The 13,221-nt window shown below is 52.5% G+C and carries 11 protein-coding genes; 8 read left to right on the plus strand and 3 right to left on the minus strand.

Annotated features, from left to right (window positions below):
• Positions 1-1,201: IS256 family transposase (locus tag VGK02_01945; GenBank protein ID HEY3373807.1), on the minus strand; the 1,201-nt coding region annotated here is incomplete at its 3' end.
• Between the two features lie 559 nt (positions 1,202-1,760).
• Between VGK02_01945 and VGK02_01950 the strand changes: the two genes are divergently transcribed.
• The 7 genes from VGK02_01950 (at position 1,761) to glnA (ending at position 9,373) form a co-directional block, all read left to right on the plus strand.
• Complete coding sequence (locus tag VGK02_01950; protein HEY3373808.1) at positions 1,761-2,900, plus strand: glutamine amidotransferase family protein; 1,140 nt, start codon at positions 1,761-1,763, stop codon at positions 2,898-2,900.
• Entirely contained in the window at positions 2,901-4,427 is a 1,527-nt protein-coding gene (locus VGK02_01955) for a glutamate synthase-related protein (protein ID HEY3373809.1), read from the plus strand.
• A gap of 17 nt (positions 4,428-4,444) precedes the next feature.
• The gene (locus VGK02_01960; protein HEY3373810.1) at positions 4,445-4,879 is read left to right on the plus strand and encodes a 4Fe-4S dicluster domain-containing protein; all 435 of its coding nucleotides are present in this window, start codon (positions 4,445-4,447) and stop codon (positions 4,877-4,879) included.
• Positions 4,880-4,885: 6 nt separating this feature from the next.
• On the plus strand, positions 4,886-6,142 hold the full coding sequence (locus VGK02_01965; protein ID HEY3373811.1) for an FAD-dependent oxidoreductase: 1,257 nt from the start codon (positions 4,886-4,888) through the stop codon (positions 6,140-6,142).
• Positions 6,142-6,903 (plus strand): hypothetical protein, encoded by a 762-nt coding sequence (locus tag VGK02_01970; GenBank protein ID HEY3373812.1) that lies wholly within the window; start codon positions 6,142-6,144, stop codon positions 6,901-6,903. Before VGK02_01965 ends, VGK02_01970 begins: the two co-directional genes overlap by 1 nt.
• 274 nt (positions 6,904-7,177) lie before the next feature.
• Positions 7,178-7,807, plus strand: a complete 630-nt coding sequence (locus VGK02_01975; GenBank protein HEY3373813.1) for a response regulator transcription factor — start codon at positions 7,178-7,180, stop codon at positions 7,805-7,807.
• A gap of 147 nt (positions 7,808-7,954) precedes the next feature.
• Positions 7,955-9,373: a type I glutamate--ammonia ligase gene (glnA, locus tag VGK02_01980; protein HEY3373814.1), complete on the plus strand. Its 1,419-nt coding sequence runs from the start codon at positions 7,955-7,957 to the stop codon at positions 9,371-9,373.
• A gap of 97 nt (positions 9,374-9,470) precedes the next feature.
• Here the strand turns inward: glnA and VGK02_01985 are convergent, their stop codons facing one another.
• Positions 9,471-11,828 (minus strand): HAD-IC family P-type ATPase, encoded by a 2,358-nt coding sequence (locus VGK02_01985; GenBank protein ID HEY3373815.1) that lies wholly within the window; start codon positions 11,826-11,828, stop codon positions 9,471-9,473.
• A gap of 277 nt (positions 11,829-12,105) precedes the next feature.
• On the opposite strand from VGK02_01985, the gene VGK02_01990 reads away from it, so the two are divergent.
• The gene (locus tag VGK02_01990; GenBank protein HEY3373816.1) at positions 12,106-12,585 is read left to right on the plus strand and encodes a hypothetical protein; all 480 of its coding nucleotides are present in this window, start codon (positions 12,106-12,108) and stop codon (positions 12,583-12,585) included.
• Between the two features lie 9 nt (positions 12,586-12,594).
• Here the strand turns inward: VGK02_01990 and VGK02_01995 are convergent, their stop codons facing one another.
• Complete coding sequence (locus tag VGK02_01995) at positions 12,595-12,933, minus strand: P-II family nitrogen regulator (protein HEY3373817.1); 339 nt, start codon at positions 12,931-12,933, stop codon at positions 12,595-12,597.
• Between the last annotated feature and the right edge of the window lie 288 nt (positions 12,934-13,221).

Raw genomic sequence — 13,221 nt, forward strand, 5'->3', positions numbered from 1 at the left:
CGCCCTCCCGTACTTTTGCGACCAAATGCGGTGCCCTAATACGGTACCATCGCTTCTCGGCAGATTCGAGCAACTTAAACGCCATAGTAAGCCCGGCCTCTCGGGAGCCGGCTCCTTTGGTGACTCTCGTTCTTAGCTTCACTGTGGCAAAGGTCGACTCGATCGGGTTGGTGGTGCGGATATGCACCCAGTGCTCACCGGGAAACTCAAAGTGCGTGGTGAGCGTATCCACGTCCTTGAGAAGGCACTCGACCGCCTTAGGATATTTTGTCCCATAGTCTTGCTCAAAAAGCCCCATCTCATGCAGGCAGTAATCCTTGGTCGGCGCATACATCATCTCGTGAAGTGCTGCTTTGGCCTTTGGCTGTAATCCTTTGGGGAGCTTGTCGAGTACGTTTGCGATTTTGTGCACCCAGCAGCGCTCCTCTTTAGTTTCGGGCCATATATCGCGCATGGCCGTCCAGAACCCTAAGGCCCCGTCGCCGGTAGCCAAGACCGGTGGTTTCATCCCGTGACGGGAAAGATCGCGAAGCAGACTTGCCCAGGATTCCTTCGATTCGCGGTAGCCGTCCTCTATTGCGATGACTTCTTTTTTGCCGTCGAGGGCAACCCCGATGATAACAAGCAAGCACAGCCTCTCATCATCTAAGCGAATTGAGAGGTGAACGCCGTCCGCCCAGATGTAGACGTAGTCTTTCTCAGAGAGATCGCGTTTCTTAAACTCACGGTACTCCTCAGTCCAGATACTTTTAAGCCTGGTGATACTGGTGGCTGAGAGCCCGGCGGCATCTTCGCCAAGTAGAGAGCCCAGTGCCTCGGTAAAGTCCCCGGTTGAAAGCCCCTTAAGATAGAGAAGGGGGAGCAGTTCGGTGACTTTTGGGGATCGGCGCATATACGGCGGCAGGATTGAGCTTGTAAACTTCTTGCCCTCCCTGCGGTCATTCACCCTGGGCGCCGATACTTCTATGGTACCGGAGCCAACTGTTACCTTACGGGGCCTGCCGCAACCGTTTCGCACTACGAGCGCACATCCTTGGCTATCGCGCAAGTGCTTGAGGGCTTCGATGTATTCGGCGACCTCCAGCTTCATGGCTTCTTTGATCATTCGTTTTGCGCCCTCCCGTGCGAGTTCATCCAGCGTCATCTCTGCTAAGCTCTTTTCCTCTAGCCAATCAGATCCATTCGTTGTAAGATGCAACATAAAAGCGTGCTCCTTTCGTTTGATTGGTCTCAAAAGGAAGGGTACGCTTTTTTGCTTAAAAAGCCAATCCACAACTTTTAGTTATAACTCCTACGGGGTCAACGGGGGCTCGGGTTATGGGCAAATCCCACAAAATGCAACCAATGGAAGGAACAGTAGGACGCGATAAGATGTTTTAATAACATGAAAGGATACTGGTGTGAAAAAACTATTACTAAGTTCTTTAATTGCCTTATCAATGTGTGCTGTCTTAGTCGGTTGCTCAAGCCCAAAAACCGAAATTAAGGGTGCGTTATCAGCCTAACAACTAATAATCGCCAGCTTCATCCGTGAGGTATCTTTGCGTGGAGAGCGTCTAGTTTGAAATTTGACACCGTAACACAATCTTAATATAATAAATAAACAGTTAAATACTATGGCAATGGCGCCAATATCCACATCGGATATTGGCGTTTTTTATTACTGGCAATAATGGCGACCTGACTTTATCGCGATAGCGCAGCTAGCTTAAGCATATCGTTGGCACATCGCCGTTTACGAGTAAATTTAGGAGGTAAGTGTGAAAGGTCGGATACATCGCAGAAACATTTCCGGATGCGGTTTGGCCGGCATGATGAGCGAGGACGGCAGGCTCATGAGCGGTGAAGCAATCATCCGCTCGATGGAAATCCTGCACGATCGCTCGAACGGCCTTGGCGGCGGTTTTGCCGCATACGGCATCTACCCGGATAAAAAGGATTATTATGCGTTCCACATCATGTATGATGATGTCTACGCACAGAGCCAGGCGGAAGAGCTGCTCGGCGAGTGGTTCCATGTCGAAACCGAAGAAGAAATCCCTACAAAGAAGGTTCCCGGGGTCGGCAAAGCTCCGCTCCTCTGGCGCTACTTCGTGCTACCAAAACCAAGCAAGCTCGACGGTTGTACCGATGAGGAAGACTTTGTCATCGAGTCGGTCATGCGCATCAATACGATTATCCCGGGCGCGTTTATCTTCTCGTCGGGCAAGAATATGGGCGCGTTCAAAGCTGTTGGTTACCCTGAGGATGTCGGCCGGTTCTACCGTCTCGACGAGTACGAAGCGTACACGTGGATCGGTCACGGCAGGTTCCCGACCAACACACCCGGCTGGTGGGGCGGCGCGCACCCGTTTACCATTTTGGACTGGGCGCTCGTCCACAACGGCGAGATTTCGTCCTACGGCATCAACAAGCGCTACCTTGAGAGCTTCGGCTACAAGTGCACGATGCTCACCGACACCGAAGTCGGCGCCTATGCGTTCGACCTTCTCTTGAGAAAACATAAACTGCCGGTTGAAGTTGCCTGCAAGGTTCTCTCGGCCCCGTTTTGGGACGAGATCGACCGCATGAAAGAAAAAGGCGACCCGGCAGCCGACGTCTACGAGGCGCTCCGAGTGGTTTACGGCGGCATCTTGCTGAACGGGCCGTTCGCGTTTATCGTCGGCCACACCAACGGCATGATTGCCCTGGCAGACCGCGTGAAGCTTCGCCCGATGATTGCCGCGCGCAAAGACGACATGCTCTATGTCGCAAGCGAGGAGGCGGCCATCCGCGAGATTTCGCCGGAACTTGATAAGATTTGGAACCCGAAAGCCGGCGAGCCGGTTATCGGTACGCTAAAAAACCCGGTAAAAAAAGATAGCGCTGCCGTACGGCAGCTAGAGGGGACGGTGGCGTAAATGGCGCTTAAAACATACCAGCTATCCGAGATAACGATAGAGCGCGACAAGGATAAATGCATCGATTGCGGTGTGTGCGTCCGCCAGTGCGCGTTCGAGTGCCATGCATTCGACGAAGAGGGCGAAGTTTACACGCCCAACGAAGAGAACTGCGCGGGCTGCCAGCGCTGCGTAACGCTGTGCCCGACCAAGGCGCTTTCCTTAAAGAAGAACAACCACGACGTAAAAGGCAACGCCAACTGGACGGATGAAACCTTGAAATACATCTGGAAACAGGCTGAAACCGGCGGTGTTTTGCTCACCGGTATGGGTAACCCGAAGCCGTATCCGATTTACTGGGACCACATGCTGCTCAACGCAAGCCAGGTTACCAACCCGTCCATCGACCCGCTCCGCGAGCCGATGGAGCTTCGCACCTATCTCGGCAGCAAGCCGGATAGTCTCGAAGTGGAGTGGATAAACGGCGAGCCGGTTCTTAAAACCGAGATGCGCCCGACCCTTCGCCTAAAGACGCCGATTCTCTTTTCGGCGATGTCGTTCGGCGCGGTCAGCCACAACGTGGTGCTCGCGCTTGCGATGGCATCGAAAGAGCTCGGCACCTTCTGGAATACCGGCGAGGGCGGCTTGAACAAGAGCCTATATAAGTATGGTCCGAACACGATCGTCCAAGTCGCGTCGGGTCGTTTCGGCGTACACAGCGAGTATCTCGATACCGCTGCGGCGATTGAGATCAAAATCGGCCAGGGCGCAAAGCCCGGTATCGGCGGTCACTTGCCGGGCGAGAAAGTCGGCGAGCGGGTTTCCGTTACCCGAATGATTCCGGTCGGCTCGGATGCCATTTCACCGGCTCCGCATCACGACATTTACTCGATTGAAGACCTCAGCCAGCTGATTTACAGTTTGAAAGAGGCGACAGAATATACGAAACCGATATCGGTCAAGATTTCGGCGGTTCATAACGTTGCGGCTATCGCAAGCGGTATCGCCCGCGCCGGCGCAGACATTATCGCAATTGACGGCTTTCGCGGCGGCACCGGCGCCGCACCGACGATGATCAGGGACAACGTTGGTATCCCCATCGAGCTCGCGATTGCGGCGGTCGACACCCGCCTGCGTGAAGAAGGCATCCGCAATAGAGCATCCGTCGTAGCGGCGGGCGGTTTCAGAAACTCGGCCGACGTTATCAAAGCGATCGCGCTCGGCGCGGACGCTGTGTACCTCGGTACGGCGGCGCTCGTTGCGATGGGCTGCCATGTTTGCCAGAAGTGCTACACCGGCAAATGCAACTGGGGTATCGCGACGCAAGATCCGTATCTCGAGAAACGGCTCAACCCCGAAGTCGCAGCCGAGCGCCTCTACAATTTGGTCAGAGGCTGGTCGCACGAAATCAGCGAGATGCTCGGCGGCATGGGCGTCAACGCGGTCGAGTCACTGCGTGGAAACAGACTACACCTGCGTGCAGTCGGTCTATCCAAGGAAGAGATGGACGTTCTTGGGATTCAGATCGCCGGCGCGCCGATGGCATAGGAAAAGGTGGAGGAGATATGAAACGAGTTTACGCGAAAGAAGAGGTATGCATCGGCTGCAGGCTGTGTGAAGTATATTGCCGGACCGAGCATTCCAAATCTAAGAACATAATCAAAGCGCACAAGAAAGAGACGCCGCGCCCGGTCGCGCGGGTGCTCGTCGAAGAGCTGCGCCCGGTCTCATTCGCCGTCCAGTGCCGTCATTGCGACGAGCCGGAATGCGTCGAGAGCTGCATCACCGGTGCGCTCACCAAAGACGAGAGCGGCGCAGTAGTGTACAACGTAGATAAATGTGTCGGTTGCTGGACGTGTGTGCTGGTGTGCCCCCACGGCGCCCCCCAGCGCGACCTTGAGAGAAGAAAAATCGCCAAGTGCGATTTATGCCCTGACCGCGAGACGCCCGCGTGCGTCGATTTTTGCCCCAACGGGGCGCTAATTTACGAGGAGAGGTAGGTAGGAATGAGTTACGTTATTATCGGCAACTCGGTAGCAGCCGTCGGCGCTATCGAAGCCATACGAAAAGTGGATAAAGAGATCAACATAACCGTTATCTCCGACGAACCGTATGCAGTGTATTCTCGCCCGCTTATCTCGGAGTACCTCGCCGGTCAGGTAAAAGAAGATATGATGGGCTATCGTGCGCCCGATTTCTACGAACGAAACGGCGTTACCACGATGCTTGGCAGGAAAATCACCGAGATCGAGCGGGCCAGGAAATCGGTCAAGCTCGACAACGGTGAAGAGGTCGCCTACAGCAAGCTGCTGATTGCGACCGGGGGAAGCCCGTTCATCCCGCCGATGAAGGGGTTAGGGCTCGGCGGGGTTATGACGTTTATTAAAATGGATGATGCTAAGAAGCTTGACGCAATGGTACCCGAGCTCAAGCACGTCATCGTGATCGGCGCCGGTTTGATCGGCTTGAAAGCAGCGGAGAGTCTGCATCATCGTGGTGTAAAAGTCACAGTCGTTGAGCTGGCCAATCGCGTTATGGCAACCGTTCTCGATGTCGAGGCGGGCAATATCGTCCAGAAGGCGCTCGAGCAAGCCGGAATCACTATTATCACTGAAGATACCGTTGCCGAAATCATTGGCGACAGCGCCGGGATGGCGAACGGTGTAAAACTAAAAAGCGGCAAGGCGCTCGACTGCGACGCGGTCGTTGTCGCCATCGGCGTTATCCCGAACGCGGGCTTTGCTAAGGAGAGCGGCGTTGAGGCAAATCGCGGAATTATCGTCGACGACCATATGCGCACGAACCTCACAGATATCTACGCCGCAGGCGATGTCGCAGAAGGCCCCGATTATCTAAACGGCGGTGTGCGCGTGATGCCGATTTGGCCCAACGCCTACATCCAGGGCAAAATCGCCGGCTTTAACATGGCCGGTGTCGACCGCGAGTTCGGCGGAGGCCTGGCGATGAACTCAATCGAGCTCTTCGGCGTGCCGGTCATCACCGTCGGTCTGTCAAATGTCGAATCGGACGATCTCGAAGTCCTCACCAAAGTGGAAGAGAACAGCTACCGCAAGATCGTCTTGAGGGGAAGCACGGTTGTCGGCGCGGTATTTGCCGGCAAGGTTGAAAGGGCAGGCATGGTTACCGGCCTTATCCGCGACCAAATCGACGTCAGCGACATGCGCGACCGCTTGCTTGCCGATGATTTCGGCTACATCGATTTCCCAATTGAACTGCGCAAAGAAAGGTTGGGTGTGTCGTAATGCCGGTCAGTACACAAGAATTCGTAATTGATGCAAAGGGATTGCACTACCGCGACCTTAACGAGAAGATCCGCGAGGCCGTAAGAAACGGCGAGACCGAGATCAAGCTGGTTAACGTAAACGGGCAGCGCTATATCGGCGATGCAATCGATATCCCGGTTAACATAATAGTCGAGGGAATTCCGGGTGCCGATCTCGGCGCTTTCATGAACGGCCCGATGATTAATGTTTATGCAAACGCTCAGGACCACGTGGCCAACACGATGAACGAGGGCAAGATCATCATCCACGGCGACGCCGGTGATGTTCTCGGATACGGCATGCGCGGCGGCAAGCTCTTTATCAAGGGCGATGTCGGCTACCGCGTCGGTATCCACATGAAGGAATATCATGAAAAAATACCGGTTGTCGTTATCGGCGGAACCGCAGGGGATTTCTTCGGCGAGTACATGGCCGGCGGCACCTTGATACTGCTCGGCCTACCTACCGGCAACAACGGTAAAGACGAGATTGCCGGTAACTATTTCGGCACCGGCATGCACAACGGTGTTATCTATGTACGCGGCCAACTCGAGCAATACAAGCTCGGCAAAGAAGTAGCGGTGCTCGAGCTCGACGACAGAGATCGCGCGCTCATCAAAAAGTACGTTACCGAGTTTGCAGAAGACGTAGGTCTTAATGCAGACGAGATACTGGCCGGCGAGTTTATCAAGATTAAAGCGGTGTCGAAGCGCCCGTACGGCAACTTGTACGCATATTAAAAGTGTGGCGCTAACATATTAGAATAACGAGAAAAGGCTCGCTGCACACTAGTAACAGGTCTTTCTGCTTTACTAACAGTTGCCGATATTTATTCTAGATATGCGAGTCTGTTACAATACAGTATCGACACAGTCCGAGTGCGACGGTCAAGCAAAGGGGAGGCCAAAGTAGTGAGTTTCCACTACTTGAAGCGGCGCAGGGTTACTGTATCGCAAATCTAGAGAAGCTGCTATGTTGATAGCGGTTAAGCCCGAAAAGGGCAAGGTAGGCTAGATGAAATCAGTATTTGTAAAAACCAAAAACTTCGCATTAAAAGAAAAACTTCTAGTCGATTTGGCGACACTTGGATACCGCATCCTTATCACTAATGATGAGAGCCCCGAAATCATCGTCACCGATTACCCCGAATTGACAACGCTAGGCAACGATGATCTAAAAAAGGTCGTTCTTGTCGTTATCGATGGCGGCGACTTCGACAGCAGCGGCGTTCTGGAGCGCGTAGACGATGTTATGTTTAATCCTTATACGGCAATAGAGCTCGAACTACGCATCAAACTCGCGCTTATTAAGCACGGAGGCTATGAAACCAAAGAAGTCGATGAGTTAGCCGAGAAGGTACTCACCGTTGACGGAATGACGGTCAACTTCGACAGCTACGAAGTTTCGATCGACGGCGAGCCGCTTGATCTCACATTTAAAGAATACGAACTCCTTAAATGCCTCATTACAAACCGCGGCCGTGTCTACACGCGCGACCAGCTCTTGAGTATCATCTGGGGTTACGATTACTATGGCGGAGCGCGCACGGTCGATGTCCACGTCCGGCGTTTACGCTCTAAACTCGGCGGTCATGAATCCCTCATCGAGACGGTGCGCAACGTAGGCTACCGGTTTAAGCGGTAATATTTCATAAAATCCCCAGAAATTAATATATCCGTAACATAACCGTAACATTGTACCTGTATATTCCTTAATATACGCTGTGCACGCTCGCCTACTTTTAGTATTAGGGGTGGGCGAATTGTATATAAGTCCTTAAGGAGGAATAGCATGAGTAGAACACCGAAAGATGTATTGGAGTTCGCAAAGAAGAACGAAGTTCTCTTTGTGGACCTGAAGTTCATCGACTTGCCGGGCGTTTGGCAGCATTTTGTGGTTCCGATTGCCGAGCTCGACGGAGACAGCTTTGAGGCGGGCTTTGGAATTGACGGCTCATCCATCAGGGGATGGAAAGCAATCAATGCCTCAGACATGATCATCCTGCCCGATCCGGATACCGCGATGATGGATCCGTTCAAAAAGTATCCGACCATGAGCCTTATCTGCGATATCGCAGACCCGATCACCAAAGAGCCTTACGATCGCGACCCGCGCTACATAGCGAGAAAAGCGGTCAATTACATGAAGTCGACCGGCGTTGCCGACACCTGTTTCGTCGGCCCTGAAGCCGAGTTCTTCATCTTCGACAACGTTCGTTTCGATCAGAACTCACACGAGGGCTACTACGAGATTGATTCCATTGAGGGTACATGGAATACCGGTGCATATGAAGAGCCGAACCTCGGCTACAAACCGCGCCACAAAGAAGGATATTTCCCGGTACCACCGACCGATAGCCAGGACGATCTACGTGCTGAGATGGTTACCGTTATGCAAGCATGCGGCATCTATGTCGAGGCACAGCACCACGAAGTTGCAACGGCGGGCCAGGGCGAGATCGACATGCGCTTCGGCGAGCTCTTGAAAACAGCTGATGACCTTATGCTCTTCAAGTACATCGTTAAGAACGTGGCGTATATGAACGGCAGAACCGCAACATTTATGCCAAAGCCGCTTTTTGGTGATAACGGTAGTGGTATGCATACCCACCAGAGCCTCTGGAAAGACGGCAAACCGCTCTTCGCCGGAAACGAATACGCCGGCATCAGCGAAATGGCGCTCTTCTATATCGGCGGTATTGTTAAACATGCGAAAGCACTCGCTGCGCTCACCAACCCGACCACTAACTCATACAAGAGGCTGGTCCCGGGTTTTGAGGCACCGGTTAACCTTGCGTATTCAGCAAGAAACCGCTCGGCGTCAATCCGCATCCCGATGTACTCACCGTCACCGAAGGCGAAACGTGTTGAGATTCGTTTCCCAGACCCGAGCTGCAACCCGTACATGGCGTTTTCAGCAATGCTGATGGCCGGTCTTGACGGTATCGAAAACCGTATCCATCCGGGCGAGCCGATGGAGAAAGACCTCTACGAGCTTCCAGCGGAAGAGCTTGCAAAGATCCCGCAAATGCCGGGTAGTCTTGATGAGGCGCTCGACGCACTCGAAGCCGATTACCAATTCCTGCTCAAGGGCAATGTCTTCAGCGAAGATGTTATCAAAGCATGGATCGCATACAAGAGGGAAAACGAAGTCGATGCACTCAGGCTCCGCCCGCATCCGTATGAGTTCTATATGTACTACGATATCTAGGATTCAGTGCGATAAGCATGACAAAGGACGCTTCAAAGGGCCGCTGGCAGCGGCCCTTTTTTGTTTCAAGACGGCTTTACTATTCTTAGCTACTTATCTAAGACGGGCTTTTCTGTTTTATCCACTCGCCTACCAACCGCCATTCAACCTCCATAAGAAAGCCCGCAGCTATAATCCCGGCCGATATCTGATACAGCACTTGCGTCGACGGAAACTCGAGGGCTAAGAAAGTGCGGATAGCTGGAACGATGAGCACTACGGCGAGCGCGGCTACCATCGACGCAACCAGCATAGCCCGCCAGAAGGTAAGCGGCCGCACTACAATCGTAAGCACCCAAAGACCGAGAATAATAAGCGTTAACGTCGCGGCGGTTTGCATTTGAGCGGTGCTCAGGCCAGGGGACAATCGTGCCAATGTGTAAGAAATAAGCGCCGTAAGGCCAACCGTTAGACCTATGGGTATGGCGAAATGAAGCACACGGTTAATAAAGCCTGGCCGGTAGCGTTGTTTGCTCGGGGCAAATGACAGCACAAATGCAGGAATACCGATGGTTATCGCGTCGATCAAAGTAAGCTGTCGCGGTAGAAACGGAAACGGCCAAAGTAACAATGCGATAGCAATAGTTATGAGCGTAACGTAGACGGTTTTGGTCAAGAAAAGGTTGGCGACCCGCTCGATATTTGCGATAACGCGCCGCCCCTCGGCAACAACGCCGGGAAGCGTCGAGAATTTGCCGTCAAGCAAAACGATCTCGGCAACCGATTTCGTTGCCGGTGCGCCAGACCCCATAGCGATCCCAAGGTCCGCATCTTTGAGCGCCAGCACGTCGTTTACTCCGTCTCCCGTCATGCCGACCACGTGACCCTTAGATTGAAGCGCTTTGACCATCTGCTGCTTCTGTTGAGGGGTTACGCGGCCGAAAATCACACGCTCATTCAATACCCTAGCGAGCTCTGCAATATCCGAGGGGAGTTGCCGGGCATCAACCGGTTCGCCAATGTTGTTTAGCCCTGCTCGTGAGGCTACCGTAGCGACCGTGCTGGGATTATCTCCAGAGATTATCTTTATAGCGACACCCTGATCATCGAAATAGCGCAGGGTGGCTGCAGCATCCGGGCGTACTTTTTCTTCAAGGACAACGAGGGCAACCGGCTTAATATTATCCGGCAGTTTCTCATCTTCAAGAGCTTCACTGCTTTTGGCAAGCAAGAGGACCCGCAAACCGGTTCCGGCGAGAGCGTTGACACGGTTGAGCACGGATTCATCTACATTAGCACCACTTAGCAGCACCTCGGGAGCTCCGAGAAGCCAGGTTCCGTGCCCGGTAAAGCTCGCACCGCTCCATTTCCGTGCGGATGAAAAGGAGACGGAACCCACCTCCTGCCAGCCCCCGGGTGCCGGTATGGCTGCAGCAATTGCCCCCAGTGTAGGATTTTGATAAGCCGCTTCTGCAGCCAAAGCGCCAAGGGCTTGGCATGCTTCATCGTTGCCGTTATCTAATAGCTCTAAGCGACTAAAAGACAGGATGCCTTCGGTAATTGTCCCGGTCTTATCAAGGCACAACACATCGACTCTCGCCAGCACCTCGACCGCCGGTAGCTGCTGTACCAGGACGTTCCTGTGTCCAAGCGATATAATGCTTACCGCAAATGCCGCGCTGGTAAGAAGAACCAGCCCCTGAGGAATCATCCCGATAATGCCGGCGGCCGACCCAGTGACAGCGGCGCTAAACGATATATGCGCTTGAAGTTGGCTCACCAGCAGGACGAGCGATGTAGGAATAATTATCCACGTTACATAGCGCAGGATAGTGTTAATACCGTTTTGCAGCTCCGAGCGCACCGGGCTGAAGTAACGCGCCTCGGCCGCTAGCTTTCGTGCATACGCATCGGTGCCTACTCTGTTTGCCTTGATTAAGCCGGTCCCGGCAACCACGAAACTTCCCGATAGCACGGTATCACCGGGGGCTTTAGTAACCGGCAGCGATTCACCGGTAAGAAGCGATTCATCAACCTCAAGATTTTGGGAGTGTAAGACTATCCCGTCAACCACAATCTGATCGCCCGGTCTTAGTTCAAGCACATCGTCGAGCACTACATCGCTCATGGCGATCTCAAAGCTTTTCCCATCACGGATAACGCGGGCTTTTGGGGCGCTAAGTAGCGAGAGCCGGTCGAGCGTCCATTTTGCCCGCACTTCTTGTATAGTGCCGATCAACGTGTTAGCGACGAGAACAAGGCCGAACAAAGCATCTCTGATCGAGCCAAATAGAAGGATTACAACAAGCAGTGCACCAAGAATCGCATTAAACAGCGTAAAGACATTAGAACGAATAATCTCGGCGTAAGAGCGGCTCGTCGTCTCCTTGACGGCGTTAACCTTGCCACGTTGCATGCGTTCTCTAACTTCGGCTTCGGTGAGGCCGTTAATCGGATTGTTACTCTTTGGTTCCATAGTTATATATACCGCCAAGCAGCAAGATGTAAAAAACGTATGGCGTACAGGGGGTTCTCACGCGAGCACATCTAGTTTTAGTGCGTGCATTGAACCATATGTCAACGCCAACCACCATACTATCATATTAAAGCGCCTTTGTAGCCGTCAAAGAAGACCGCTTTTGTCCTATAATCTGTAAGCTTGGCATGGAATTTCGTATAATGCTTGTTAGGCTTTATTTTGTCTTCAAATAAGGCTTAGGGTTAACAGTATTAAAGCGCTAGAAAGGTTGGCAATGAAAGGTCAAAAACAATCAAAAGATCAAACAAAAGGGCAATCGGGGAAGCACACAAAGAAACCGTCTAAGGATAAGAAAAGCGTATTATCTCGGCGTACCACAACTATCCTTATAGCAATAGCGGCCGTATTAATCCTTGGCTCGGGATTGGGCGTAACGCATGTAACCATCGCCTCGCGCTATAAAGATTACACGGAACCCGCGCCGACTTGGTGTGCTGTATGCCATAAAGAGCCCACGTCACATAACGAGCAATGGGCCGCCACCAACCACGGAACCGCCGCTTTGTTTAATAAAGACTACTGCATGAATTGTCACGAGGACAAATACTGCAAAGATTGCCATAAGAAAAAGCCGGTTTCACATGATAGCAATTGGCGGGCGAATCATATAGCGCGGGCACAGCAAGACGGTCGAGGTTGCTATGAGTGCCACACAGCCGCTTACTGCCAGAAATGTCATCAGGCCGCGAAGTAGGTTAGCACTTTAGAGTGCGTCCTCACCACGCTCACCGGTTCTGATGCGCACGACTTCTTCAAGAGGATTTACAAAGATTTTGCCGTCGCCGAGCTCGCCGGTGTGGGCTATCGTTTCTACTATCGAGACGACCTCATCAACGCGCTCGTCAGGCACGGCGAGTTCGATCTTCACTTTAGGGATAAATCGGACTTCGCTCGACGCCCCGCGGGAGGTTTCTATGTGACCTTTCTGCCTGCCAAAACCGGTAACTTCTTTTACGGTTAGGCCTGAAATATTAGCGTTGATAAGCGCCTCTTTTACTGAATCAAGTTTGAAGCTCTTAACTATCACTACAACCATTTTCATCCGGGCTACCTCATCCACAGCAACAGTACTTGGAGTTAGAATGTTAAAGCAAAAAAGCGAATGATTCAATCGTCGCTTAGTGCTGTTTGAATAGGGCTCAATCTTATAGTAACAAATACTTTGCAAGAAGTTCTCTACTCTACATTCAGCCGCTTGTATGCTCCAAGAAATATCTTACGCAGCGATATTTGTTCCTACGTTTTTCTCCTCGTCAAGTGCTCTGTCGCCCTATGAGCATTGCCTCTGCCGGATATTCAAACGTTTATTACGTATTCATACCAGGAATAG

The sequence above is a fragment of the Candidatus Aquicultor sp. genome (genome assembly GCA_036504445.1).
Classification (GTDB): Bacteria; Actinomycetota; Aquicultoria; order Aquicultorales; family Aquicultoraceae; genus DASXVE01.